This is a genomic window from Paenibacillus sp. SSG-1 (assembly GCF_002224835.1).
Lineage (GTDB): Bacteria > Bacillota > Bacilli > Paenibacillales > Paenibacillaceae > Paenibacillus_AQ > Paenibacillus_AQ favisporus.
This window is the reverse complement of sequence record NZ_MBRK01000001.1, coordinates 7,383,251-7,407,418: the sequence shown is the minus strand read 5'-3', so window position 1 is coordinate 7,407,418 and position 24,168 is coordinate 7,383,251. Positions and strand designations below refer to the sequence as shown.

The window sequence follows — 24,168 nt, the reverse complement described above, 5'->3', positions numbered from 1 at the left end:
AGAGTCTATCGCTCAACTGCGTTTCGCGGTAGCCTCTTCCCACCTTTCCGCTCTAGCCTTAATTTCGTTTCGGGTACAATCCAATATCCAGCACGTATTTTTAAAAAGTTCTTTCCGAAAATAACGGGTTCAACTCATAGGGGGTGTTTATCGGGTTCAAACATACCCGAAAAATCATGGCCGGCCCGGTACTTTTTACGAATATTTTCAATCATTTTCAAAGCATTTTGGGAAGGTGTAACAAAGACTTGAACATGGTTTTTACGATTAACATCCAAGAATCCAGATTCCATAATTTCCACTTCCTTCCACGAATCATCTTTGATCAATCCAGCATATCGAATCGCGTTTATTATTGCGCTACGGTTACGATTGTCCAGATCACGGATCAATAAATCCTCAAAAAAATGACAGATATAAATAAAGGCCGAACTCAGAACAGGAGTTTCTGTTTGGGAAGCCGCTACTGCTTCCATTGTGGCCTGAATAGTAGCTTGAGTGTAGTAGTCCTTAATTTGATTGCCGTAATGCTTGTCTCTCAGATAAAGAGGCAACATCCCTTGATACGAGAATTGATAAACTGGATTATCTCCCAGCATGTACGTTCTATAGATACATGGTGGATACGCCTTCGGATCAGGAGAGGTACTTTCTGGCAGCATCGTCCTCCATTCTGATAAAGCCGTTCCTAATTTGAAAGAAAGCTCTACTGCCTGTTTGTACATCTCCTCCAACTCTTCAGTTCTTTTTCGAGTACGCTGCTCCCAAAACGACATCTGATTCACTCTCCATTTTGGTTTTAATTTATATGTGCATCACTTGTCACTTTTATCTGCCGCATTATCCGCTGTACAAAGGCTTATCTGAAGCGTATCACTTCAGACTGTTTAGAAAATCAAAGGGATCAGATTTCTCTTGGGCTGTTTTTGGTGCAGGATCATCTTCAAGCAACGCCTCCAGATCGACAGCTGCCTTCTTATCCCTAGGCTTGACTCGTGCTAGCGCCTCTGCAATGGTATCTGTCTTCTGGCTTCGTTCTTCCGCTCTGCGCTCCAGTTCGGCCAGCTCTTCCGTCAATGTTTTCACGCTGTCGGGAAAATTTAACCCTGCAAACACACTATACACTGTTACTTGCCCAGGCTGATCTCCAACATAGGTAGCCACAGGGTTCTCATCCAAAATCGGGGTACTCTCGTGCAGGAATGATTGAATCTGCTCCACAAAAGCATGAGTGAACAAGCGCCTTGCCGTAGAACTATCGGCTACAATACTAACTGCGCTGCTTGTTGCGTCTTGAAGATCGTAACCGGCTGACAACTCCCCGTTTAGCACACTCTGCTTGATCGCTTCCATATAGGTTACTGGAGAAGCCAGGTCAACAGCCTGAGCGGAAAGAACGCACTTACCAATGTGTAAGCAGCCACCTGTCTTAAGCATGTTCAACCATTCCGAAGCATCAAAGTGATAGCTACCATATGGCTTGTAGCTGGCTGTGACTGTGTTCAGATCGTGGAGCAGCCGTGCCACATGGCGATTACATGATTTCATGAAATCCTCCACACTCTGATTTTTATTCAAGCCAGTTTGGAACAGCTTTTCATTGTCCACTACAACAATCGCTCCTAAGCCTTGCATCGCCCGCTTAATCACTTGCAGACGTTGCAAGGCATTGTCTAGAACCTTCCGACCTTCGTCTCGACGTGGCAACGTAAGCAACAAACCAAATCGCCCTGCAAAGCCCTTTCCATGAAGCAGACGAACAGCTTCAATAACCGCACCTGTTCCTGTACCACCGCCTAAACCACAGCAGATGAAAATGTAATCCCGGTCATTAAAGTAGCTCTGCAGTGTCTTTGCAATAATTTCCTTGTGAACATTGAATGCTTCCTGCCCAAGCTGAATATCCCGACCTACCCCACGTTCAAATCCTGGAAGCTTGATTTTCTTAATATTCGGATAATCTGGCAGTTTGAGAAGATCCATCTCATTACTGTTAATCAATAAGGCCGTATAAGGACGCTGCTCACTTTTGGCAGATAACCGCATCCCAGCACATGCATGAGCAATTGAAGTTCCTCCCATCCCTAACCCCAGAAAACCATACTTCAAACTGATATTCATTGCTCCGCTCCCTTTCGTTTGATTCGTTCTTGCATCAGCTTATATTGCCTATAGTTGAGTAGTTCTTCCCCTAATGGGGATAATGTGTATCGCTTGGATTTTGCTACTTCAGCTACCTGAACCAGCGATGCTCCTTCTAACATCGCTGCCGCTTCATCCAGCAAATGCCTTGATCTAATCGGCAACTTCTCCTGCTCTACATCAGGATGTATCTTTTTGTACAAGGCGTTGGTTACATCCCTTAGCTGCTCCTTCTGTACAGGTCGTTCTGCCATTCTAAGTGCTGCCAACATCCACATCATATTTTCGTTCTCAGCAGTAGCCGATAGTAGCGCATCCAAAATGGCTTCTCTGCTCATCAAGATCGTCTACCTCCCTTCAACCTTTAGCAAAACAAAAAAAGCCCCTACCCAATTGAGGGTAGAGGCTATTGAACGGTATTTGTTCATCTTCTTATCAATCTTCTACGTTGCTCTTCTAACATTTTGCGCATGGTTTGCTCTACTACACGATCATTTTCATCTACTAAAAAATACATCCAAAGTTCTTCTATTTTTTTCAATAACTCATATTCCTCCAATTATAAATAGAAAATATGCCGTTAAATAGAACGGTGCTAATGGAAGTTTTTTTCTTCCATCCCTAGCCCATTTGAAAGCTATAGCAAATAACCAAGCAAACGTGAGCATAATAATCAAAAATAACATTGCTTGCCGCCAGCCAAGAGCCATACCTACCACTGCCATTAGCTTAATATCTCCACCACCAAATGAATCAGGTTTTAAGACAGCAAATACATAAAGCAAGCCTGCTCCAATTAAAACACCTAGCAAATAATAAAAAGGTTGTTCATTATGGAATAGCCGAAATATAAGGAAATATCCAATCCCTATACCACTCAACCAATCAGGTATGATTCTATACTGCAAATCTGTATACGTGGCTACCCCTAACAGAATTATCAGCGGAATCGACTCCAGTAAATTGTTCATGTTCTTCCTCCTAACCCTCTACTACCTAACCCTCTACTAATAGAAAAAGCAGCCTCCGAAGAGACTGCTTGAGGTCGTCTATGATATAATTAAAACTGCAACAGAAAGGCTATATGGGCGGTCGGCTAACCTCTCGGAAGGGAGGTGATGCCATGGAAGTTAAAGACGCTTTAACAATTATGATCGGTTTCAGTTCGCTAATTATCGCGCTACTGACGCTGGTAGTTACAATTGTTTTAGCGATCCTTAACCAAAAGAAATAGACCGCCCCTCCTGAGAAAAGGTTTCGGTCTTATTCCTTAATAAGCATTATCTTTTCTTAATGCCGAACCGCCCTTAAAAGCGGCTGTTGCAGGGGACGGTTACCGCCGCCCCTTTCTTATTTTTATTATAAATCTGAAATTACATACATGCAATGCCCTTATTTGTACCACTCCGATGTATCTCGCTTCGTCTGCCAATCATCATACATGCTACCGTAAATGGTTATTTTCTTGATGATGCAAGAGGATAAGTCATTCTGTCCAGCGTGCATGGCTACAATTTTAAACGTATACTCTCCATCGGGAGCTTTGACATCCGTATAAAATTTTCGTTCATAGATGTCAAGAAACTTCGATTTGAAATGCTCTTCTGGAAGCTCCCATGTTGCTGTTTTATCATCTCCACCTGTCTTAACTAGACCAATGCTGGTCACATAATCACCGTTGGTGTCCCAAATATAGACCCTAACCTCAGTAGGCCCTTTTAGCTCACCCCCAATGGGTTTAGCCGTCCCTTCTAAGCCTTTAGGGACTTTGGTTTCCCAATCTGTGGTGTATTTTGTCGTTGCTTTGATCTCTACACCATAACCGGCACGCGTAACCTCATTTGGATTCAAGCCATTTTCCTCAGCCCAAGGAATGATTTCCCACGAACCTCGGCTTTCACGATCTGATTCCTTCTCTTCTTCCGGCTTCCAAGGCGGGGCTGTAGGAATTCCCTGCTTTGTATTCAGTTCAGCCGAAACGGTAAGCTTTTCATTATAGGTTACTTTTCGATTCTCCCAAATCGGGTCGCTGTAATCCGTGTAGCTTTCCGTAGAAGTATGTCGTTTACCTTCTGAGTCCGTCCAAGACACCGTTCTGGTCTTGGTTGGATAGCCTGTAATCAATGGATATGTCACATCCCACGTTGCCTCCGGCTTCGTGGTATCACAATAAGCATCGCCGCCATTCTTGGTTACAGAGCAACCAGTAACGGCTACGTTATTAGAACGATCTTTATCTTGTTTTTCCTTCTCGGGGTCTACATGAACGCTTAAGGTATGGATACCCGTATTTCCTGTCCACTTGAAGCCGCCTACAGTAATCGGCGTATTAGCAGGCATGTTCTTTCTGGTTTCATAGATGGTCTTCTTGCCATCTTCCATGAAGCGTATCAGGACATTGGAAACATCCGTAGTCCCTACATTCTTCACCTTTGCTGTCACGGTAGACGATTGACCTACAGTCAGCGCCGATGGGCTGGCGGTAATGGATTGGGCGATCAGATCGTTCTCCGGAGCTTTTCGCTCAATCAGCCATTCACCATGAATCACGTTGTTCCTATAGGCTTCCGTAGGTGATTCCAATGCTCGATCCGGATGATCTGGATTATTAATTGTGGCATCCACCTTGATATAATATTTCCCCGGTGAATCGCTGATTTCGATCTTGCCCAACATATAGCTGATTTCCTGCCCTTTTTCAATCATATCGGGCAGCTTATTATTCATGGATGGAAGCGAAAACTGGGTCGTCACTGCTCCCCCTATCTTCACCGCCGCCGTCATGGGCATACCCCGTTTATTTACATAATCCCCGGTAATAATGTCTTCATCACCGTCATAACGGAACTTAACCCAAAGCTGACCCCCTTCGGTTAGCGTCAGTTTTGTTGGGACGTAATCCATATTCAGATCATCTGCTAATGTCACACTCTCTATCTGAGTACGTCCGTAGCCGTCATCTACGATAACATCTACGTCTTTGCCTAATACACGCGACAAGTCTTTGCTGGCGATCTTGACAGTATTGCTATACTCAGCATCCTCCGTAGTTACAGAGGTTAATTTGACACGCTTAGTCATGTCAGGGAATGCTCCTTTGGGCAACGCATAGACATCCACTTGACGCAAGCTATTATTAACCCCAGCAGTTGTAAAGCTCACCGTGAGTTGTTCGCCTTGTGTGACTTTCAAAGTTGGCCAGGCTGTTACTTTGAAGTAAGCATGACCCTTGCCGTCAATCTTTTGGGTTCGGTCAAACTGGATACCCATTCGGCTGACGATGCCGGATGTTCGGAGAAAGAAATGCCGAGTATTTAGCGTATAGAAGTAGTCATGATCAGAATCATAATATATCCCGCGAACAATAAAAGTATCTCGGAAATATTGTTTTTGCTTCTGAGAGACATTTTGCATGTGTCCTGACCATACAGCGTCAAATAAATCCCCTACAGCTTCCTTACTCTTATAGGTAAGACCAAATCCATTTTGATCTGAAAATACCGGATCGCCCGGTCTTTCCTTCACAGCAAACACGTCGTAATTGTCTATAATCTGCTTCTGACCATCAGCAAAGGTAAATACCCCTTGCCATTGATACAGTTTCCACGGATTATCAGACACCTTTTCTCCTAATGCAGGGATATAGCCTACGAAATGATCCCCTGTTTCACCATATTCCCACTTTACATATCCATTTAGCATCGGTATCCCTGCAGCAGATACCACCATAGAAACCAGCATGAATACCATCACGAACACCACGGCTACTTTCCTTTTCACTCCTGTTCCTCCCCCCAAAAAATTGAAAAGCAAAAAGAGCCTGCGAGCATACCGCAGACTCTCGAAAATAAATTAAATTACAGTTCCTTTGCAAATGAAATCACTTCAGGTAACAGCGATGCTGAGAAATTACCAGAGTTAATCACAATTACTTCATCAGTTTCGCCGAATAGTTCCAGCAAATATTCGTTGAATGCACCATCTAAATTCACCGTATACCCTTCCTGTTCAGCTCTCCCAGGATAAACCTTCGCAAAAGAAACAAAGCCGTTACCCTTCCCAATAGGGTAGGTATAGGTTTTTCCTGGTGTAAGATCAGTAGAAGCGCCATCTTCTGCATAATATTGAGCTTTAGCCCCTTGGGGAAGGGTAAACGTCAGCTTGCCGTTGCTCACTTTCATATTGTCAACGAACAATTCCTTAGCCAACTCCGTATACCCAGCCTTCCACTGAAAATCCGTGCTGTACATATTATCATCACTCGGAACCGGATCAGGCTCCGTCACTTCCTTGCCTGTACTGATACTTACAAGGCTTTGACTGGACTTCCATTCCACTGTAGCCCCAAGCGCTTCACTCACGAACCGCAGCGGTACAAACACACGCTCCTGCTTAACCCGGGCTGGAACATCTAAGGTAACGATATTGCCATCCACCAGCACCTTGTTACTGTTGACCTCCAGACTGATATTCTTTTCACCCAAAGTTACGTACACCGTCCGGCTTACTCTCTTACCAACCGTCTCCTTCTTATAATCCACCTTCGCACCCAGCGATTCAGATACAAACCGCACAGGAATCAACACTCTATTCTTCTCGATATAAGGCTTCGCATCAGGGAACGTCACGTTCTTCCCATCAACCTGAACATAAACTGTTTGCGCCGCCGAAGCCGATCCCAAGGCCATCCCTAGCAACATGACTGTGGACATTAAAGCAAGTCCTAATTTCTTAAACATATTTCTACAACTCCCTTTTCTGAATTAGTGGGGTATTCGCATACCCTATTGATTTCTAAAAGCCTTCAAACTTCCGAATACACAACATAGATTCCATTATAATCCAAGCACTGTTTTCACTCAATTACCCTTCAATTATTTCTCCCTCCTCTATATTTCAGCCTCTATAAAATGCGAAAAACTCCACCAACATTAAAGTTAGTGGAGTTGATTTGTAAATGTAATATTTTTACATTTTTTTAGTTTATAGCTTCGCTACTTGATTAAATCCATTATATACCTTGTGCAGAAAGAATGCAAGAGCGTTTGTTCGTACATAGAGACATAATCAGAACATCGTTTTTGACTGGGTAAAGTATCATTCATCACTTGTTGACCATTGCTAACTTATATTCAAATATCAATACCAGCTAGTTTAAGTTGAAGTGCAGATAGTAACATAAGCTGCCCGGTGTTCAGTTTTCCAACCGGCCCTTCTAAATCTACTTTCAAAAATGGTTGGGCTGCACCCAACCGAATCAAACTCTTTCTGTTGAAATAGTTCCCTTCTTCTGGTTCTAATTCTAAATCTGTATCTCTTTTCATATCAGTTCTTGTTGATAATGGAGCGGCATTTACCGTCCAAATGTGTTTATTCCCATTGGATTCACAGTGGTGGATAATACATACCATCCTTTTATCATGTAGAGTTCGTCCACTAGTGTATCTTGATTCGGGAAACGATACTAATTTATCTTTGATCATATATATTTCTCCGTAGTTAAATATCCGAATATCAATAGGACTATCTATTGGATTAGTTTCCATGACTCAGCTACTCTCTCCCGAAATAGTCTTAATTCTTCAATTTCTTTATTAACCACACTTGCGTATTCTTCATCCGAACCTCGACTTGAAAGATCGAGATTTTTTGCAACCTCCTTAATTTGTCCGAGCGAGAATAAGGGCTTTGGGGAATCCTTTAATTTACTCATATCCAATACCTCCCCATAACATTTTTTACCCTCTTGCTTTTCTTTATTCTGCACAGCAATCATTGGTTCTGTAGAATATGCCTTAGCCAAAAAACCATTGAGGTCTGAATTTCCAAGATCATTGATAATGTCATCGGCAAGATACCGAACAAAGCCATCCAGTTCAATTTCCTCAGGGAAGTTCTTTCCGATGTGAAACTCGAACCCGTGACCACCAGCAAAAGAATAAGGTATTTCCTCAATAATACCTTGGATAAGCAAATAATCTTTAGCATCGTAGAATGCAGTATCAAATGGTCCATTATTATCCCTTAAGTAAGTCATTCCTGTAAATGTGGAACCGTATATTTTGTACCACTCACAATCCAAAAGATAAATTGCTTTTATCAGCTTTGTTCTACCCAAGCTTTGAGGAAAGTTTTTTATGAAATAGATCATGACATTTTGCAGCTTATTCATTCTTATCCTCTTTAAATTATTTCCTCTAATAATTATTTTATGCTCACAGTTGTATACTGTTGTACGTTGCTATACCCAAAGTATAGCCCTAAAATTAAGCAAAGTGAAGATATTTTTCAGCCAACTGCTGATTTTGTAAAATTGACCATCATTCAAATATTGGATATTATTGAAATATTGGAAAATCTTATCTAGGCGGTGGTTAGTATGGATTCTGCAACCACGATTACTACAAGACTTAATGATTTTATGAAGCAGGAGGGATTAAGCTTAAGTCAATTTGCTCAAAAAATAGGTATAAATATCGGAACATTAAGTTCTATTCTAAGTGGAAACCGAACCTTGAGTATTGAACAATTGGACATTATCACTGAATGTATGGGTTTAGCAAAAGGTTATTTCTATATTCAGTATTTTGAAGAAGTTCTAGCAGAATCTACTCCCAATTGGCGCAGAATTAAACCTTTTATTTATGGGTGTGCAGAGATTGGAAATTGGGACTTGATTCATAAAGCCGTTCAATTGCTGCTCGACAACTTGTTATATTCTCCACACCTCTTTGAAGTGGCAGAAGATTTCTATACAATCGGTAAAAAAGAAGCTGCTATCATTTTATATGAAAATGTTGCTCTCAGTGAAAGAAGTCAGCATTCAGAACGTTTGGCCCTTTGCCAATATCGCCTGTTTATGTGCAAACTTGGAAAGGATCAAGAAAAAAATTATCAGTCAGCAATACAATTTGAATTATTCGTTGATCGCTTGGATGAGTACGATCAGTTGGAAGCATTGAAGGATTTAGCGAATACATACCGTTCATTACGCCGGTGGGACAAAGTAGAGGAAACGGCTGAAAAACTCAAAAACAAGGCTGAAATCCTATATCAAAGAACTACAAAATATAATCATCAAGACTATAAACTAACAACACCACTTTTCACATATATAGCTTACTCAAATCTACTATTAGGCAGCGTTTTTGAAATCAAGAAAGACTATGAACGAGCCATGCAATACATCTCATTGTATGCAAACTTAGATTGGGTAAGAGAAGATGATAAGGATACGCTTATTTGGAAAGAAAAATTCTATGCTTGGGCTAAGATGAATACAATGGTCACCAAGTTGTCAGCTGGAGATTTTAGCGTACTACCAGAATACATCCAGTATCTTGAATCCAACAAAGACGAACGATTGCTATCTTTATTGAATATCATCGAAGCGGCCAATCGTTATCATTATAATGTTGATAGCATTCTTGAAAGATTTGATATTTCTTCAATAGTCAAAGCAGAACATTCAAATGATGTTTATACTAAACAGACTATTGAAGAACGTCTTGCACGTTTTTATTTTGAATTAGCTGACTATCATCTAAGCAAAGGCCTTTATAAGGATGGTTTTAAGCACTTAATGAATAGCTTGAATAAATCAGCATCTATTAATGAAAAAACCTGTATAATTAAGTGTGTAGGCCTATTTGAAAGCTTACGTGAAAAGTGCGATAAAGCCTTAATAGAAGCCTACCAAAAAATAATTACAGAGGTGTATAATAATGAAAAGAAAACTGGCAGTACTATTTATGTCTAGTCTCTCGTTAATTGTTCTTTTTTCTCCGCCAATTATTCACCTAATGGATCATCACGGAGGAATGTGAAGTTCTATAACATTTACACTAACAGACCAGTTCGCGAACTGGTCTGTCTAATTAGGGCTTGCTGAACGATTCTTTAACCGAAACTCATGGCTAGGCGACTGCGAGATAGCAGCGTAAAAATGAGGCAAAAAAGAACGCGGAGCCTGCGCTCCAGGTTCATCACCAGAAGTTGCAGCGTAATCACGGATTCACTTGTCTTTGCGAGGCGTGCTCGAATACAGCCAAGCCCGTACTTGCGCTTGCCTTCTCCGAACTTGCCTTCGATTGCGTTTCGTTCTCCGGTATCCTGTTTGGCCACTTGCCTATCTTCGCTTGTCGGGCCGTTTTTCGGCTTGCGTCCCAGTGCCGGTCCGCTGAGCCGAATCCCATGCTGTTTGCAGAATCTCCGGTTTTCGCGTGTGCGGTAGATCTGATCCGCTTGGACGACAGCCGGATAGAATCCCATGCGGCTGCGATACTTCTCGATCACGTCCATGAGCGTCGTGCTCTCGTTGAAGTTATCCCAAGATAGCCGATCAAGGAACGCGTAGCCCTTCGTCATGCTTACCGCGATCTTGGCTCCGAACTCACGCGCGCCTTGGCTTTCCCGCGCACGATCGGCCTGACATGCGGCTGATGAATGCTGACGACCCGGTCTTCCATCTGGTGGGAACGCTCGTTGTACATGTGAAGCTGCTGACGGTACAGTTCGTGAATCACCAGCAGGTCGCGATAGGCTTTGCGGCCAAGTAGCGTGAGCGGTTGCGACTTGGCTTGCTCGGCGATGATGGAGAGGTTCCGTCCAACGTAACCGAGTTGCCTCCTGATCGCTTTGCGAATCACTTTCGGCCCCGGTCTGCGTTGCTTGGAAACGGCCAGAAACTGTTTGCGCGCTTTTTCCCGGTACGTGCGCGGTTTCGCCATTTGTCCGATGACCGGCTCATGCAGCGTATCGATGATCGCTTCGAGCTTCTCCCGCGCTTCATTCAACAGATTCAGATCGGTCGGATACGCCACATCCGACGGGGCGCAGGTGGCGTCCACCAGCAATGTCCCTTGATTCGGTTGTTCTGGCGTTTCCGGCGCCGCGGTGGAATCGATGGCCTTGTCGGACGCTTCAGGCGGCACCGCCGCAGGCGTTTGCGCTGCCGATTCCACTAGCGTTTCCTCGAACAGCGCTTGCTGTTCAAATTCGGTTTCGGTTGCAGCGGCGCGAGGCGTTGACCGCTTTCTTTTCCCGCCACCGCTTCCACTGCCCGGATCGTTGTTATCGTCTTTCGTTTCCTTCGCACCCTCGATGGCGACGATCTCGTTCAACTCGGCCAGTACGTCGGTCAAACGTTTACGGAAATGCGTCATCATCGAATGATGGAACGGCGGCTTCATCACAAATCCGGGCAAACCGATGAAGTATTGCATATAGGGGTTCTCGCTGATTGACGCCAGGGTTTCTCTATCGCTCAACTGCATGCGTTCCTGAATGATCAGCGCGCCGAGCCCCATCCGCAGGCTGATCGTTTGCTGACCGCGGAAGGTGTCTTTGAAGAAACGACCGTATTTCTGTTCAGCTGCCGCCCACGGCACCAACTGTGCCAACTGAACCCAACGATTCTTTTCATCGAGTTTTCCGCCGAAGGGAAGAAAGAAATCGCCAGGAAGGATCAATTGATTGTCGAGATGCGCGGTTGGCTTGAACAATTTCGTCACTCCATCTGCAAGGATTTTGGTCTGTTTTCCGAAGATTCCTTTGCATATGATTTCGACAAACACATCCCAAATCCCTTGTTATTATGCGGTTTTTTACATCTTTTCGGGGCGTTCAGCAAGCCCTAATTATTTAGTAATTGCAAGGAGCTTTATGATTGATGGATAGGGGAGGGGAATAGGTAGGGGAATAGAAAAAGCCGTTCGATACCCCTGAGGGGGAGGGAACGGCTATAAATTGAGATTAGCGGTCTACCAAAGATGCTTGCTCGTTGATGTAATTAATAAGCGCGGCGGGCGGTTGCTTCATCATCCCAAGAAGCTCTTTCAATTTAGATAGGGAAGTCGGATTAGCCCACTTCAATTGCTCGCCAACAACATCATTTAGAATAGTGACTTTAAACAGCCCACTTTCATCTTCATCATCGTAATCGATGTAGACATCAAGGTCATCTTTTTGAAATCGAATGCTCTTGTAGAAGCCAGGATTCTTCGTGTAGCTGCCGTATTGACCATTGTGATACCCTTTAAAAACAAGAATAATATGGTTCTCCCTTGCCACTTGTTTACCAACAAAATCATATCTTCTGTTGAAAGCTGAAGCATTAGATCGCCTCCTGATTTTTGATATACCTATATAAATCTGATGGCGATCCGGCTCCAAAAAGTAAAAAGGTCGACCCCTGAATACGAAGTCGACCCCATATGGGGGATAAGACATGATGAACCTTGGTTACTCCTCGATTAAAACCAATACAACAGAATCAAGATGTATGGATGTCTCCATAGATTTTCAAACAAAAAGCAGGGGTTCATTCCCCTGCCCGAACCCCATAGAAAAATCAAACTTCCTCAAAAGACTCCATAAACTCTTCCTCTCGCTCTTCCGCCATTGATACTCCATAACGGCGATATTCATCATAAATAATGGTTCCCTCTAGGTCAATAATGCCAAGATTCGTTTGCCCATTCACTTGACTTTCGAGAGCCGTTAGACTTGGATGGAAAATAACCCCTTGTTCCACCCAGTAATTCAATATTGCTGTGACCTCTTTATCGAAATTATAAGAGGACTTTACCCCAAGGACTCGAACATCAAGGTTCTCCCTATACGTGTAGGGAATCACGTAAAGATACACGTAGTTACCATTTTGCAAGGCTAACTTACAACCCTTGAAATAGACCCTACGCTTGTTCGGAGTCAAAATCAAAGCACACATGTTTAGACGGTAAACATGTTTTCTCGGGAGAATATAGATGTACTTACGTCCGAAACCGGTATCAATGTAATCCACGTACTTAAACCCCTCAGATGGCTTATGCTCCCTACCATCCACAAACCTTCTCAAACCAATCGAAATCTTACTCACCACCGCTACACAATCATGACTAACCGGGATTTGATCGTAAACATAATTACCCGAACTATCCCGACGAAATGACCCATCCGAAAGAACTTGACGCTTCTTCAGAGTCGTCCGACCGACTAACTGAACTTCTTGCTCATTCAAACGGTCAAAAAACATCTCCGTTACCCCTTTAATGAAAGCCATACGACCCTTAGGAATGCCGTTAATCATGGTATCCAATCGAGGTAATGGTAAATCCGTAATCTTAAAGGAATGTGCCATGCTTCTACGACCATTCATCATATCCCTAAACTCTTTCGCAAAGACTGCATCGTTTGTCTGCATAAAACTCCCACCTCCTTATAGTAGAAGGACTTTAATCACTAAAGAAGGACTTAATGAAGTATAATCCTGAATTTCGAAAGTATCGCTTCTTGAAAATATGAAAAGGGCTCCGAATCTTTGGTAGAATGGTGTTTACTTGGAACACTACACCCAAAGAGAGGAGCACCTTATAGGTGAAGTCTACCACAACGATCAGCAAAATTAAAACAGAATTTTCACTACAAAACGCAACGAGCTGCGGCGGCATCAAAATCTTCCTGGCCTTTCTCGAAAAAATCAAACTGCCGGAGGCGATGTGCAGCCTCTCCGGCGGCAAAGCGCGCAACTCCCTCTTCCCCGTTTACCGTATTCTGCTCTATCTCATCGTTGGCTGGATGCTTGGCTGCGAACGGATTTTTCATTTCCGTCGTTTGCAAAGCGACGTGCTGCTGAGGCGCTTTCTCGGCGGCCGCTGCCCGCATCACAGTCTGTTGTACAAGGAATTGATCCGGCTTGGTCGTTTCTGTCCCTCTCTGGTTAACGAACTGCGGAGGCTGAATCAAGAGATCATTCGACCCTGCTTGCCACCTGAGCTGATTCTCGATCTGGATTCCACGGTAGAGACCGTGTATGGCGATCAGTCCGGCGCGGCCAAAGGCACAAATCCACACAAGCCCGGGCGTAAGAGCTATCATCCCCTGCTTGCCTTTGAAGGCCAGAGCCGACTAAACTTGAACGCCGTGCTTCGACCGGGCAATACGCACTCTTCCACCGATGCGGCCGACTTCCTGCGGCAAACCTTTAGACTGCTCGACGAACACAAAGTGAAGTACGCAAGGTTCGACAAAGGCTTTGGCGGTGAAGATTTTTACAGCTTGTGGGAGCAGCACCACATCGGCTATGTCGGCAAGCTGAAATGGACCCAGCGGCTGGCCAAGGAAGTTGGGGCTTGTCGTTACTGGACGCGATATGTCGACGAAGAGTGGATCATCGAAGGTATTTGCTTGATCTACCAAGCGACCTCCTGGAACAAGGCGCGTCGTGTAGCGATCATCCGTAAGGCGCAAGTGTTCGAGGAGGGCCAAGGCCGCATTGTATTCGATTCGGACTGGCAGTACGAAGCCATGGTGACTAATCTGGAATGGGAACCGATCGATTTGTGGCGATTCTACAATCAGCGCTGCTGCATGGAAAATTACATTAAGGAAGCCAAGAACGGGTTTTCCATCGATCGCATTGCGACAGGCGATTTTAAAGCCAACGAACTGGATCTGTTGATCAAGCTGCTCGCCTACAATTTGTTCGAGCGCTTCAAACGCGACTGCTGTGAGCCAGTGCATCAAGGTTATACGATTGCCCGGTTCCGCTTGGAATTCTTTCATTGCGCCGCGACGCTCATTCGGCATGGCCGCTCTATCCTACTCAAGCTTGCGAGGGACTTTCCCAGCCGTTATGTCTGGAAACGAATCGAGGTTCGAGTGGCGCAGTTAGAATAATGATAAGCAAAATTTTACATGGAAATCAGGACTGCCTCTTCATTGGGGAGGGGGAAAGACCATCCGCTACAAGCTCCCGTCTCCATTGGGCATGGAAAATTCCTGCATTTTTACATCACAAGTCGTCATTGCTTCAGCATCTTGCATTGATCTTATGCGCTTTCGAAATTCAGGTTTAAGTAAAATCAATGCACTCTGCAAAAGCCCAGATGCCGCTAAAATATATACAAAAGGTGCAAAAACAGCAGACATGGTTGCAATTACGCGATTCAAGATTGATCCTTTATTTTCAATTTCTGCATCCGTTGTTTCAACATTGACTAATTTGATAAACGGCGCTTAAATCAGGGAGCAGGTCGGAAAGGATGTATGGGACATGAGTTTGAAAAAAGGACGCTTATCTTCAAGACAGCTGACTGTGCTTTCCCTGTTTGTGTTTGTTGGCGACATGGTGCTGGTTTATCCCTTAACCATGGTGACCGATTCGCATCAGGACGCCTGGATAGCCGGTTTAATCAGCTTGCCGCTGGGGCTCGCCGGCATGTTGATTCCACTTAAAGTACATTATTTTTATCCTCAGATGAACCTTATCGAAAGCATTAATAAAATACTGGGAAAATGGGCCGGAACCGCAGTCAACCTGTTCTACTTGTTTTTCTTTCTGATGGCAACATCTATCTACCTTCGTGCAATCGAGGATTTCATGTGCACGCAAATTTTTGAAAAGACTCCAGGAGGCGTTTTCGTTTCATGACCTTTTTCCTGGTGATATACGGCCTCCGCCTTGGTCTCGAGACGCTTGGCAGGGCCGCTGAAATATTTTTGCCGCTGTTCATTCTGTTTTTCGCTTCATTGATGATTCTGCTGCCTCCGCAGGTCCAATTGGAAAATCTGTTCCCGATCATGAATACGCCTTTGCCCAAATTGCTGCACTCCGTGTTGTTTGGCATCAGTTATCCGTTTGGCAAGATGATTGTATTTCTGATGGTGCATCCGTACGTCAAGCAGAGCAGGACTACCAACCGGGATATTTTTCTCTCCATGATAATCGGAGCCGCCATCCTTAATCTGATTTTATTTCTTTCCCTTACCGTTCTGGAGCTTATCTAACCGAGCATCATTTTTACGCCACCTATATTCTGGCCCAAAAAAATCAATATCGGCAACTTCCTGCAGCGAATCGAAGCGCTTATGGCCATCGTGTGGATAATCACCACCTATTTCAAAACGGCACTGTATTTCTACGGCTTTACGCTCGGTACCGCCCAATTGGTTAATCTGAAAAATTTCCGTTCCTTGATTTTTCCGGTTGCGTTCCTCTCGTTTGGACTTTCGCAACTGTTATCCAAGGATATTATTTTTTACATGAAAAAAATCCCACCCTATTGGCTAGACTGGGATATTACCGTTGCTTTTGTTATTCCTCTGCTGCTGCTGATTGTTTATTATGTCAGAAATCTATGTTCCGATTAGCACGATAATCGGTCGGGCTTACCCCGTACTGATTTTTGAAAATTCGGCTGAAATGAGCGGCATTATTAAACCCCCAATTCAAAGCGATATCAAGTACAGTACGGTGAATTTGGCTGGCATCTCCCAGATCCCGTCGACAGAACTCCAACCTACGGTCACGAATAAAGGAGGCAACGGTCAGGCCTTCCTGTTCAAACAGTTTGTGTAAGTAGCGGATTGATATTCCTAGATTATTTGCAACCATAGACGGGGATAGGTTAGGGTTGGCGAGATTGTTCGAAATGAACGCCCGTGCCTTCGCTCTTTGCATATAAGCAAGCGAAGTAGCTTCGTGATGATTATAACCGGATACGGCGCGAAGCGCAGTTGCCAGCAGATCCAAAGAGTTCTCAACTATTCGCATCCCGGTGGCCTCATCAAGATATGGATAGTTGGCGGCAACATTCCTCAATAAAGTAGAGGCCATATTCCCGACCGGGTTTTCTATCCCGGGAATCCTGATAGATGTCAATTGTTCAGCTTGTTTATAACGGGACAAAAGCAAGGAACGAGGGAATCGAAACACGACCTGTTTAAAGGGGTGTTCGAAATGCAAAACATAGGGTCTCGTGCTATCGTACAAAACGAAGTCACCCGGATGAAGATAAGCTTCGCGTTTTTCCTGCTCGGTATATCCCTCTCCCTGGAGTTGCAAACTCAACAGAAAAAAATCGTCCAAAGACTTGGCGATTTGACTTCGCGAACGAACCACATGCTGGGGATCTGCTGACACAACCGAAATTTGAATTTTGTCTAAATCCCCAGTTTCTAATTTCCCCATGAACGTTTGACGGGAGAGCTGAGAAGCATCCAATTGTACAAAAACATCGCAAATTTTCTCCCGCCAGTAGGAAAAACTTTCCTTTTCAGTTACTTGCTCCGTTGACAAGATAGTTCGCATATGGAATCTCCTCCTATCACTTGATCTCACCCCATCATTATGTCATATTTTCTGCCATATAATCAACAATATTTGATGATAAGTGCACAAATCGGCAAATTCCTCTTCTCTCACAGTAAATAAACTCAAATTTAAAGAGGATAAAATGTTTATGTAAGAAAATATAACTCATCGAGGAGTGATTTATACCATGTCTCATTTTCCAAATTTTCGAGTTGCAGCCGTCCAAGCATCGCCTATCCTATTGGATCTGGATGCCACCATTGAAAAGACTTGCCGGCTAGTCGATGAAGCGGCATCAAATGGCGCAAAAGTGATTGCCTTCCCGGAGGCATATATCCCGGGTTACCCTTGGTGGATTTGGCTTGGAAATGCTGACTATGGCATGAAATATTACATTGATCTGTATAAGAACGCAGTAGAAATTCCCAGCCTAGCTGTGCAGAAGCTTAGCACAGCAGCCAAGCGCAACCAAGTATACTTCTGCGTATCCGTTACCGAGAAGGATGGCGGATCTTTGTATCTGACACAACTGTGGTTTGATCCTCGCGGTGATCTTATCGGCAAGCATCGCAAATTCAAGGCTACGAACGCAGAGAAAGTAATCTGGGGAGACGGAGATGGAAGCATGATGCCGGTGTTTGAGACGGAATTCGGCAACCTCGGCGGCTTGCAATGCTGGGAGCACTTCCTGCCGCTAAATCTTGCAGCCATGACTTCCTTGAATGAACAGGTGCATGTGGCTTCATGGCCGATCGGTCTTCCGCAAGAGGGCCATTTGTTTGGAGCCGAGCAATGCTTAATCGCCACGAAATACTATGCCATCACGAACCAAGTGTTCTGCTTGCTCTCCTCACAGATCTGGACGGAAGAACAGCGAGATCGAATCTGCGAGACGGAAGAGCAGCGAAATTTCATGGCAGTTGGCCACGGCTTTGCCAGAATCATCGGCCCTAACGGCGAGGAAATCGGCACTCCGTTAGCCCATGACGAAGAAGGCATTACTTATGCGGATATTGACCTTGAACAGATCATTCCAGGCAAGTTCCTGATCGATTCCGCCGGGCATTACTCCACTCCGGGATTCCTCTCACTGACCGTTGACCGGACGGAGAAAAAACCCGTTAAACATATCGGTAACTATAAACAGGAAATAGTTACCTTCGATGAGCTTCAATTCAATCAGGAGTGATTAAGATTTAAAATGCTGCATAATAGAAAGGGCTGAGAATACCTTACCCATTTCGGGTCGGATAGCTATACCTGGCCCCATGACTCCACTGGAAAACGCTTCGTCCTCTACCTGTTGAGGCGGTGCAATATTTCGCCGAAAATGAATCAGAATAAAAAGGCAGAACCCTAAAACGATATAGTATCGTTCCTGGGTTCCTGCCTGTATTGACATCCCCCTCTTCGCTTCAGTGCTTTTGCCACAAGTCTCAAGGTGTACAAGTCCATACTCAAGCTCATGGATGCAGAAATCAAGTAGATTGCTGAAAAAAGATTAAATTACTCATGACTCCTCCTTGTTACAGACTCCTACCCCTCGACGAGCTTGCCAAATAACGCATAACGGGCGTTATCAAACTCGTAGGTGCAAGTAACCAGCGAGACAATGCGATCCTCCCCTGTCACTGCCACCTCGCTCCCGAAGGTTGAAGCTGCTCTTAGTTCATCTATATAGGCAAGAAAATCATCATCATCGAATTCATAACGAACAAACTCCATATCCCCGTCAGCGATGATACCGGCGAATATCTCAATTATATATTCTTTGTTCGGCAGATAGAGGCTTAGATATGAATGCGTCTCATAATAAGCCGGGTTCCTGTATTGGGCCAAGGATGAGAACATCGATCCATCCTTCATATTATGTCCATAAATTATGGTGTTCCTGTCAGAAAAATCGCCAGCTACTCTATAATCGACAAATAGACTTCCAAGCCTGTTCTGTTCGCCCGTAAACAAATGATTCAAATAGAACCGCATTATCTTGCCCCTTCACTACAGGGTAATCAATCACCGTATCCTCCGCAGCCAGCCAGGCCACAACTTCTTAATTGACTTGACGAAATGCGGCAAAATCGACCTTTTCATCAGGAGCAGCTGAGAATGAGGCTCCATCATCGCTGCCTGCAGTTTGATTGGTCCATGCAGAGCTCATTTGCTGTCTGAGCAACGCGTAAGACTGATCCCCTCTGTCATATTCTCGCTGAACAGAAATAATCAGGGGTTCGAAGATAGGTTCCAGTCTGTTTTTCAGCGCTTGCTGACTTACCCTGTCCCGTATCGCCGGAATGCCGAGTGGACGCTTCTCGTTTAGCTTCCCCTTCTTGGGAATGAAAATCCGTTTGACCGGCATCGGTCGGTACGTACCCTGCTTCAGTTCTTCGTGGAGCCGTTCCAATTCCACCTCGGCTATTGCTTGAAATGCCGGGATGGCGACCTTGTCAACTCCACCACTGCCTCCAGAATCAAATAACCGGATTCCAGCTTCTTTCTTGGCTGGAAACATGCATTAAGGAAGTTATATCGTTACCAATCTCTAACGTCGCAATTGAAATAAAACGTTTACTTAGAAATATAAAAGAAGATGCGATAACATCACATGATGCTAAACAAATTGCATCTTTTTTCTTGCATCTAACAAGCGAACAAAGTAACAATCTAGCACAAGGCTTTTTTGGTATCTACACTCGCCAAGATACGACATCAAAAACGAGAGAAAACATACATCTGCTGCTTCCATTTCTATGGGGGAGTGTAGACGAAGATGTAAAAAAGGGGTTTGGTATAAGATACGGGAGATTCGTTGCAAATAATGAACAAACTGAAAAACAACTCGCAAGACAATTCCTTGAAGTCGTTCAAGCAGAATCGTATATCCCGGATGATCTTAGAGCAACAGAGATAGACACAGCTCTTCAGAACTTACGTTATGCACACCGCTCGTGGAATAATTACTATAACGAACCGCCATTTGCTAGAGAATTGGAGAAACTCGTTGGTTCACATGGTAGGCTACCTAATCAAATTGAAAAGGAATATGTAACAACATTAGTTGAAGTATTTATTACTAATGGTAATGGGAAGTGTTGGGATGCAGAGCCAATTTACACTCGTTTAATTGACCAATTTGATTCCAATCAAGCTCTCTTAGCCATTTTGTCATTCAGCAACTCAACCATATCTAGTAGACTGCAATTCTCGCTATGCGAAAGTCAATATAAATTACTTCTTGAAATGATGAAAACTAAAGTTTCTGCACATGCGGTTAAGGAGTTGATTGATCAAATTGAAAAATATAACGGTCCGCTTCACAGAATGAAAGATGACTCAAATTTCAAGAAACGAATTGAACCACTTCAAAAAATCATTGGCTAGCAACATGAATATCCATTTTAGATAACGACATTTAGTGCTTTGGTGACAACAATAATGGAAATGAGACCGATTTAAACTGCTCCTCTCGTCAAGTATGATTACAAGAGTCAGGTGACAGACAAGAAGATGATTCCTGTGCAATACAAGAATCATCTTCTGCAAATTAATCAATATGGTTCTAAAAATCTTACACCACTAAAGTGAATTAAATGGGACGGTTTGAAACAACCGTGCATACTCCTCATGCCGTTTACCATCAACGGGTCCGTGGCTTGTCACTAATTCAACGAATAATAACAAATCTCTATAGGATAATAAATCACAACATCCATTATTTTTCCATGCAAGTCAATCCTGATCCCCAATTTAAGCAACAACTTTTCATCAATTTTTTTTTGTTCAAGACTACACTTCGTATTTCCTATCAATCAAGCGGTTAAAACACCAAGTAAACTATGGACTGTTATTCAGCATAAAAGAAATAGTAACAAGTAGAACCATCAACTTCAATGCTTATTTTGTTCTCTCCCTTGACAGTGAAAAATGAGATCCAAGTAATGTTAGGGTTGGATGCAGTCGGCCGACCATCTATCGTTATATCATTAAGTTGTATTAGAGGATCTGCTTCATAAGGGACTTCGAAATCTATATTTATTTGCTCACCGATGGATGTTTCAACCCGATCGCCAGAAGCTATCGCAAAATATCCATTGGCACCGCTGTTCGGAAAGAAATAATGAGCATTAATAGATGAAATGCTGAACGAAAGAGTCGGTAGATCATCCTTATCTGCTACACTATCCTCATTGGGACTATCCAATCCGCTTGCTCCTACGTTGCCAAAGCCCATTTTGCCATTAGAGTCTTTGACCTGGGCTGTATCATCAGCTGGCTTGGTGATGGAATTTCCGAGTAATATTCCTCCTGTACTTAACGTGTTACTGGTAGAGCGGGTAGCTGGAACGTCTGGCTGCCATTGAGGAAAAATAGAGTAGTAAAAGGCAACGGTAACAAATCCCCAAAACACCGTACCTTTTAGAAGATAGCCAAAATCATTAAATTTATCCCAGAAAGCAGACCAAATAAGAAGAATAAGCAATATTAAAAATAACAGTGATGAAGCAATCAAACCTATATATTTTCCAACGTCCCAAACTTGATCCCACACTGTAATCATCCTCTATGATCAAGGAAATCTATGAATTTCGTTTTAAAATGTAATCTCTATCCATATAAAGTTCTAATTTAAAAGGTATGCTCTTTGTCTGACTATTCTGGTTCTCCCCCAATAAACTCGCTCAAAATACTTTATTCTTTTTGTACTTTAAACTCATGAATAGCTCTGTTGTAATATGTATCCGATACCTTGACAAACTCTGGCGTGTATTTCTGAATTGGCCCACCATAATCCACTACCCGTTTACGTCCTTCATGGTTTTCTACAACAAAAACCCTGACTTGATGTATCGCAGCGGTTAAAAACTCTTCGTCTTCAACTAAGTTCTTAAAGATTCTTCTCATGTTCATTACTCCTTAATCCAATTCCAGCATCTTTATCAGGAATATTGACTGCTTTTTTTGCCATATCAACTAGTTTATTTAAAACACCAAATATTACTTCCGTATTATAACCTCCAATAAAAATAATTAAATTCACCAGATATACTCCAGTAATCTGCTCGTTTTCAATCTTACAAATATTCAAAAATATTATAGGGAAGATCAATGCAAGTAAGGCACGGAGTTCAAAAGAATTTGTAGCTCTAAAAACTTTTGTATATAGATGCGTTAATGCCCCTAAATAACCAAGTACTGCAAGTGACATAAAGAAAAAAAGATTATACAAGAAATTATTAGCTGGTGAAGCGAATTTATAAAAGATTAACATCAATTCGAAGCCTAAGATTAAGTAAATCGATAATGTAATTATTTTATTATTTTGCCTTTTTTCTGCTGAATCAATAATTTTCTTTATCTTTAGTATCTTATATTTTTCTTTAATTAAAGATCTTGCATCGAATTCCTTGGAGTTAAGCTCTCTCTCTATTTTTTCACAACGCCTTATGGCTTTTAGATTATAAGGCTTCACCCCATTTTCTATTTCGGTCCTAATTTGTATTATTTCCTCGATAAGCATATCCTGAGTAATATACATAAATATTTTTCCTCACCTTTTATTTAATTGAGTGTTTTGCATAATTCCGTTTCAGAGAAGAAGCGATAGCATATTCACTGTCGTTAAGGGGTAATTTTCGAAAATGGTATTATATGGATGAAGAAAAGGGCAGACTTGCAGAATTTTAGAACAGCTCGTTTTTTAAGCGGCAGCCCGTTTTGAATGATGAGAAACGGCGAGCGCAGATGCAAGCAGAACAATGGCATTCAAATACTGGTGAGTTGTGACTTTCTGAATGCCCCGGACATGTGCGGCGTCTGCCGTCAAATAGGTTTTCAATCGGGAGTTGCAGCGTTCTACGCTGGTTCGTTCATTGTAAAGTTCCTTCCAACGCTTTGTATCCCGATGAGGGATGCTGTATCGCCGGAGATCATCCTTCGCATTTACTTTGACGACCATTCCATAGTTTGAAGACGAGCAGGCAGCCATGCCAAGCGGACAGTCGACTTTACCCGTGGCATGCGGGCAGCGAAATTTATGCATATCGCCGTCAACTCCCCAGTATGTCATCGCATAACCCATGGAACAGCACGGTGTTCCGTTCGAGGTCATGCCAGCAGGCGGTTCCTTCTCCCCCCGAAGATTAAGGGGAATGATGGCTTGTGCCTTGACGTTGCGGGCGGCCTCATAAACTTTCATTTGGTCGTAGCCCGCATCGAGTATGAAAAATCGTGTGCTCGTCCTGGACGCTGTTTTCTCGATCAGGCCCGGCGCCATTTCTCCATCATTGACATGCGCCGGCGTTACTTCCAAGGCGATCGGCAATTCACTTTTCGTATCGACCGCCAGATGAATTTTGTAACCAAACCATGTGATTTTATTGCCGAAGGAATCAATTTTTGCGCCCCAGTTCGCATTACCCGTTTGCTCGCTTTTGCGTTTGGGCTGCTTTTTCTCGTAAGCGCGGAGAGCGGCGCTGTCTATGGCGACGTTACTGCCTTCTATGATACCTTCCTGCTGACAGCGTGTGACCAAATCCTCAAAAAGCCGTTTTGCCAAGTCCTTTCTCGTCAGTTCTGAGAAAACTCGGCTTAATGTGGATATGGAAGGAGCTTCTCGATCCAGCGGAAGACCACACTGATAACGAAACCGGAGATCCGTATCCAAACGCTTATGCAACCCTGAAAAGGTACTTATTCCTTCAAGCGGCGCAGCCAAGAGTGCTCGTAGAATACCTTGTCTGCAGTATCCCTCAGCGCCTCGGGGTGAACGGCTTCTCAGTTCCTTGGCATACGGTCTCAGATCGAGAGAACTGAAGAAGATCGGCAATCTCTCCTTGGGTTGAATTTTTAAAAGTTCTTCGAAGGAAAACAGACATTCTTGGAGAATATACAAAGTGACTTCCTCCATCCTTGAGGTTTTTGGGTTTGGTCAC

Annotated in this window: 26 protein-coding genes and 2 pseudogenes; 8 read left to right on the top strand and 20 right to left on the bottom strand. The window is 43.4% G+C overall.

Annotated elements, in window-relative coordinates; translation table 11 throughout:
• Positions 1-134 precede the first annotated feature (134 nt).
• From BCV73_RS34005 to BCV73_RS33990, 4 genes are all read right to left on the bottom strand, one after another.
• Positions 135-776 carry a hypothetical protein gene (locus tag BCV73_RS34005; protein WP_009225508.1) on the bottom strand — a complete coding sequence of 214 codons (642 nt, stop codon included), beginning with the start codon at positions 774-776 and terminating at the stop codon, positions 135-137.
• A 97-nt stretch (positions 777-873) separates the two neighbouring features.
• Positions 874-2,121, bottom strand: coding sequence for an FtsZ/tubulin family protein (locus BCV73_RS34000; protein WP_009225509.1), 1,248 nt, complete (start codon positions 2,119-2,121; stop codon positions 874-876).
• Entirely contained in the window at positions 2,118-2,480 is a 363-nt protein-coding gene (locus BCV73_RS33995) for a hypothetical protein (RefSeq protein WP_036645504.1), read from the bottom strand. The genes BCV73_RS34000 and BCV73_RS33995 overlap by 4 nt, the downstream gene beginning before the upstream one ends.
• Before the next feature lie 207 nt (positions 2,481-2,687).
• Complete coding sequence (locus BCV73_RS33990) at positions 2,688-3,113, bottom strand: prepilin peptidase (protein ID WP_089550011.1); 426 nt, start codon at positions 3,111-3,113, stop codon at positions 2,688-2,690.
• Positions 3,114-3,265: 152 nt separating this feature from the next.
• On the opposite strand from BCV73_RS33990, the gene BCV73_RS35305 reads away from it, so the two are divergent.
• On the top strand, positions 3,266-3,376 hold the full coding sequence (locus BCV73_RS35305; protein ID WP_197070091.1) for a putative holin-like toxin: 111 nt from the start codon (positions 3,266-3,268) through the stop codon (positions 3,374-3,376).
• Positions 3,377-3,534: 158 nt separating this feature from the next.
• Here BCV73_RS35305 and BCV73_RS33985 read toward each other — a convergent pair whose 3' ends face one another.
• The 4 genes from BCV73_RS33985 to BCV73_RS33970 form a co-directional block, all read right to left on the bottom strand.
• The gene (locus BCV73_RS33985) at positions 3,535-5,922 is read right to left on the bottom strand and encodes a CARDB domain-containing protein (protein WP_256993094.1); all 2,388 of its coding nucleotides are present in this window, start codon (positions 5,920-5,922) and stop codon (positions 3,535-3,537) included.
• A 77-nt stretch (positions 5,923-5,999) separates the two neighbouring features.
• Positions 6,000-6,881 (bottom strand): copper amine oxidase N-terminal domain-containing protein, encoded by an 882-nt coding sequence (locus BCV73_RS33980; protein WP_089550010.1) that lies wholly within the window; start codon positions 6,879-6,881, stop codon positions 6,000-6,002.
• 393 nt (positions 6,882-7,274) lie between these two features.
• On the bottom strand, positions 7,275-7,625 hold the full coding sequence (locus tag BCV73_RS33975; RefSeq protein ID WP_232282310.1) for a hydrogenase: 351 nt from the start codon (positions 7,623-7,625) through the stop codon (positions 7,275-7,277).
• Positions 7,626-7,669: 44 nt separating this feature from the next.
• The gene (locus BCV73_RS33970) at positions 7,670-8,314 is read right to left on the bottom strand and encodes a Panacea domain-containing protein (protein WP_009225514.1); all 645 of its coding nucleotides are present in this window, start codon (positions 8,312-8,314) and stop codon (positions 7,670-7,672) included.
• A gap of 207 nt (positions 8,315-8,521) precedes the next feature.
• On the opposite strand from BCV73_RS33970, the gene BCV73_RS33965 reads away from it, so the two are divergent.
• A complete protein-coding gene (locus tag BCV73_RS33965; RefSeq protein WP_089550009.1) occupies positions 8,522-9,901 on the top strand; it encodes a helix-turn-helix domain-containing protein in 1,380 nt (459 codons plus the stop codon).
• Positions 9,902-10,041: 140 nt separating this feature from the next.
• On the opposite strand, the pseudogene BCV73_RS33960 reads toward BCV73_RS33965, so the two are convergent.
• The 3 genes and pseudogenes from BCV73_RS33960 to BCV73_RS33950 form a co-directional block, all read right to left on the bottom strand.
• A pseudogene (locus BCV73_RS33960) lies at positions 10,042-11,645 on the bottom strand (IS5 family transposase).
• 250 nt (positions 11,646-11,895) lie between these two features.
• Positions 11,896-12,315 carry a hypothetical protein gene (locus BCV73_RS33955; RefSeq protein WP_218828222.1) on the bottom strand — a complete coding sequence of 140 codons (420 nt, stop codon included), beginning with the start codon at positions 12,313-12,315 and terminating at the stop codon, positions 11,896-11,898.
• 178 nt (positions 12,316-12,493) lie between these two features.
• On the bottom strand, positions 12,494-13,345 hold the full coding sequence (locus BCV73_RS33950; protein ID WP_089550007.1) for a hypothetical protein: 852 nt from the start codon (positions 13,343-13,345) through the stop codon (positions 12,494-12,496).
• A 173-nt stretch (positions 13,346-13,518) separates the two neighbouring features.
• On the opposite strand from BCV73_RS33950, the gene BCV73_RS33945 reads away from it, so the two are divergent.
• From BCV73_RS33945 to BCV73_RS33935, 4 genes and pseudogenes are all read left to right on the top strand, one after another.
• Positions 13,519-14,820, top strand: a complete 1,302-nt coding sequence (locus BCV73_RS33945) for an IS1380 family transposase (protein WP_089550006.1) — start codon at positions 13,519-13,521, stop codon at positions 14,818-14,820.
• 85 nt (positions 14,821-14,905) lie between these two features.
• Positions 14,906-15,163 (top strand): hypothetical protein, encoded by a 258-nt coding sequence (locus tag BCV73_RS35545; protein ID WP_218828221.1) that lies wholly within the window; start codon positions 14,906-14,908, stop codon positions 15,161-15,163.
• A 33-nt stretch (positions 15,164-15,196) separates the two neighbouring features.
• Positions 15,197-15,574 carry a GerAB/ArcD/ProY family transporter gene (locus BCV73_RS36045; RefSeq protein WP_256993093.1) on the top strand — a complete coding sequence of 126 codons (378 nt, stop codon included), beginning with the start codon at positions 15,197-15,199 and terminating at the stop codon, positions 15,572-15,574.
• Positions 15,571-16,293, top strand: a pseudogene (locus tag BCV73_RS33935) (GerAB/ArcD/ProY family transporter). Before BCV73_RS36045 ends, BCV73_RS33935 begins: the two are co-directional and overlap by 4 nt.
• On the opposite strand, the gene feaR reads toward BCV73_RS33935, so the two are convergent.
• A complete protein-coding gene (gene feaR, locus BCV73_RS33930; RefSeq protein WP_089550004.1) occupies positions 16,271-17,233 on the bottom strand; it encodes a transcriptional regulator FeaR in 963 nt (320 codons plus the stop codon). The pseudogene BCV73_RS33935 and the gene feaR sit on opposite strands and share 23 nt — an antisense overlap.
• A gap of 178 nt (positions 17,234-17,411) precedes the next feature.
• Here feaR and BCV73_RS33925 point away from each other — a divergent pair, with 178 nt between their 5' ends.
• Positions 17,412-18,425, top strand: a complete 1,014-nt coding sequence (locus tag BCV73_RS33925) for a carbon-nitrogen hydrolase family protein (RefSeq protein WP_343220478.1) — start codon at positions 17,412-17,414, stop codon at positions 18,423-18,425.
• Here the strand turns inward: BCV73_RS33925 and BCV73_RS36245 are convergent, their stop codons facing one another.
• The 3 genes from BCV73_RS36245 to BCV73_RS36040 form a co-directional block, all read right to left on the bottom strand.
• Positions 18,426-18,638: a PTS glucose transporter subunit IIA gene (locus tag BCV73_RS36245; protein WP_089550002.1), complete on the bottom strand. Its 213-nt coding sequence runs from the start codon at positions 18,636-18,638 to the stop codon at positions 18,426-18,428.
• A gap of 134 nt (positions 18,639-18,772) precedes the next feature.
• The gene (locus BCV73_RS33915) at positions 18,773-19,210 is read right to left on the bottom strand and encodes a class B sortase (RefSeq protein ID WP_218828220.1); all 438 of its coding nucleotides are present in this window, start codon (positions 19,208-19,210) and stop codon (positions 18,773-18,775) included.
• Positions 19,211-19,289: 79 nt separating this feature from the next.
• Positions 19,290-19,646: a hypothetical protein gene (locus tag BCV73_RS36040; protein WP_256993092.1), complete on the bottom strand. Its 357-nt coding sequence runs from the start codon at positions 19,644-19,646 to the stop codon at positions 19,290-19,292.
• Positions 19,647-19,654: 8 nt separating this feature from the next.
• On the opposite strand from BCV73_RS36040, the gene BCV73_RS33905 reads away from it, so the two are divergent.
• Positions 19,655-20,617, top strand: a complete 963-nt coding sequence (locus BCV73_RS33905) for a hypothetical protein (protein ID WP_218828241.1) — start codon at positions 19,655-19,657, stop codon at positions 20,615-20,617.
• Between the two features lie 195 nt (positions 20,618-20,812).
• Here the strand turns inward: BCV73_RS33905 and BCV73_RS36155 are convergent, their stop codons facing one another.
• From BCV73_RS36155 to BCV73_RS33880, 5 genes are all read right to left on the bottom strand, one after another.
• Positions 20,813-20,917, bottom strand: a complete 105-nt coding sequence (locus tag BCV73_RS36155; protein ID WP_218828219.1) for a BsuBI/PstI family type II restriction endonuclease — start codon at positions 20,915-20,917, stop codon at positions 20,813-20,815.
• A 163-nt stretch (positions 20,918-21,080) separates the two neighbouring features.
• Entirely contained in the window at positions 21,081-21,794 is a 714-nt protein-coding gene (locus BCV73_RS33895; RefSeq protein WP_186376357.1) for a hypothetical protein, read from the bottom strand.
• 131 nt (positions 21,795-21,925) lie between these two features.
• Entirely contained in the window at positions 21,926-22,138 is a 213-nt protein-coding gene (locus tag BCV73_RS33890; protein WP_089549998.1) for a hypothetical protein, read from the bottom strand.
• Complete coding sequence (locus BCV73_RS33885; RefSeq protein ID WP_089549997.1) at positions 22,122-22,772, bottom strand: hypothetical protein; 651 nt, start codon at positions 22,770-22,772, stop codon at positions 22,122-22,124. Before BCV73_RS33885 ends, BCV73_RS33890 begins: the two co-directional genes overlap by 17 nt.
• Before the next feature lie 162 nt (positions 22,773-22,934).
• The gene (locus tag BCV73_RS33880) at positions 22,935-24,128 is read right to left on the bottom strand and encodes a transposase (RefSeq protein WP_016311143.1); all 1,194 of its coding nucleotides are present in this window, start codon (positions 24,126-24,128) and stop codon (positions 22,935-22,937) included.
• Positions 24,129-24,168 lie beyond the last annotated feature (40 nt).

What these genes read in the sequence shown, in the direction of transcription:
- BCV73_RS33895 (WP_186376357.1), bottom strand. Translation starts at nt 21,794, where the DNA reads ATGATTACAGTGTGGGATCAAGTTTGGGACGTTGGAAAATATATAGGT.
- BCV73_RS34005 (WP_009225508.1), bottom strand. Translation starts at nt 776, where the DNA reads ATGTCGTTTTGGGAGCAGCGTACTCGAAAAAGAACTGAAGAGTTGGAG.
- BCV73_RS36045 (WP_256993093.1), top strand. Translation starts at nt 15,197, where the DNA reads ATGAGTTTGAAAAAAGGACGCTTATCTTCAAGACAGCTGACTGTGCTT.
- BCV73_RS33980 (WP_089550010.1), bottom strand. Translation starts at nt 6,881, where the DNA reads ATGTTTAAGAAATTAGGACTTGCTTTAATGTCCACAGTCATGTTGCTA.
- BCV73_RS36245 (WP_089550002.1), bottom strand. Translation starts at nt 18,638, where the DNA reads ATGTCAATACAGGCAGGAACCCAGGAACGATACTATATCGTTTTAGGG.
- BCV73_RS35305 (WP_197070091.1), top strand. Translation starts at nt 3,266, where the DNA reads ATGGAAGTTAAAGACGCTTTAACAATTATGATCGGTTTCAGTTCGCTA.
- BCV73_RS33890 (WP_089549998.1), bottom strand. Translation starts at nt 22,138, where the DNA reads ATGAGAAGAATCTTTAAGAACTTAGTTGAAGACGAAGAGTTTTTAACC.
- BCV73_RS33995 (WP_036645504.1), bottom strand. Translation starts at nt 2,480, where the DNA reads ATGAGCAGAGAAGCCATTTTGGATGCGCTACTATCGGCTACTGCTGAG.
- BCV73_RS34000 (WP_009225509.1), bottom strand. Translation starts at nt 2,121, where the DNA reads ATGAATATCAGTTTGAAGTATGGTTTTCTGGGGTTAGGGATGGGAGGA.
- BCV73_RS33885 (WP_089549997.1), bottom strand. Translation starts at nt 22,772, where the DNA reads ATGTATATTACTCAGGATATGCTTATCGAGGAAATAATACAAATTAGG.
- feaR (WP_089550004.1), bottom strand. Translation starts at nt 17,233, where the DNA reads ATGCGAACTATCTTGTCAACGGAGCAAGTAACTGAAAAGGAAAGTTTT.
- BCV73_RS33990 (WP_089550011.1), bottom strand. Translation starts at nt 3,113, where the DNA reads ATGAACAATTTACTGGAGTCGATTCCGCTGATAATTCTGTTAGGGGTA.
- BCV73_RS33975 (WP_232282310.1), bottom strand. Translation starts at nt 7,625, where the DNA reads ATGATCAAAGATAAATTAGTATCGTTTCCCGAATCAAGATACACTAGT.
- BCV73_RS33950 (WP_089550007.1), bottom strand. Translation starts at nt 13,345, where the DNA reads ATGCAGACAAACGATGCAGTCTTTGCGAAAGAGTTTAGGGATATGATG.
- BCV73_RS33970 (WP_009225514.1), bottom strand. Translation starts at nt 8,314, where the DNA reads ATGAATAAGCTGCAAAATGTCATGATCTATTTCATAAAAAACTTTCCT.
- BCV73_RS33965 (WP_089550009.1), top strand. Translation starts at nt 8,522, where the DNA reads ATGGATTCTGCAACCACGATTACTACAAGACTTAATGATTTTATGAAG.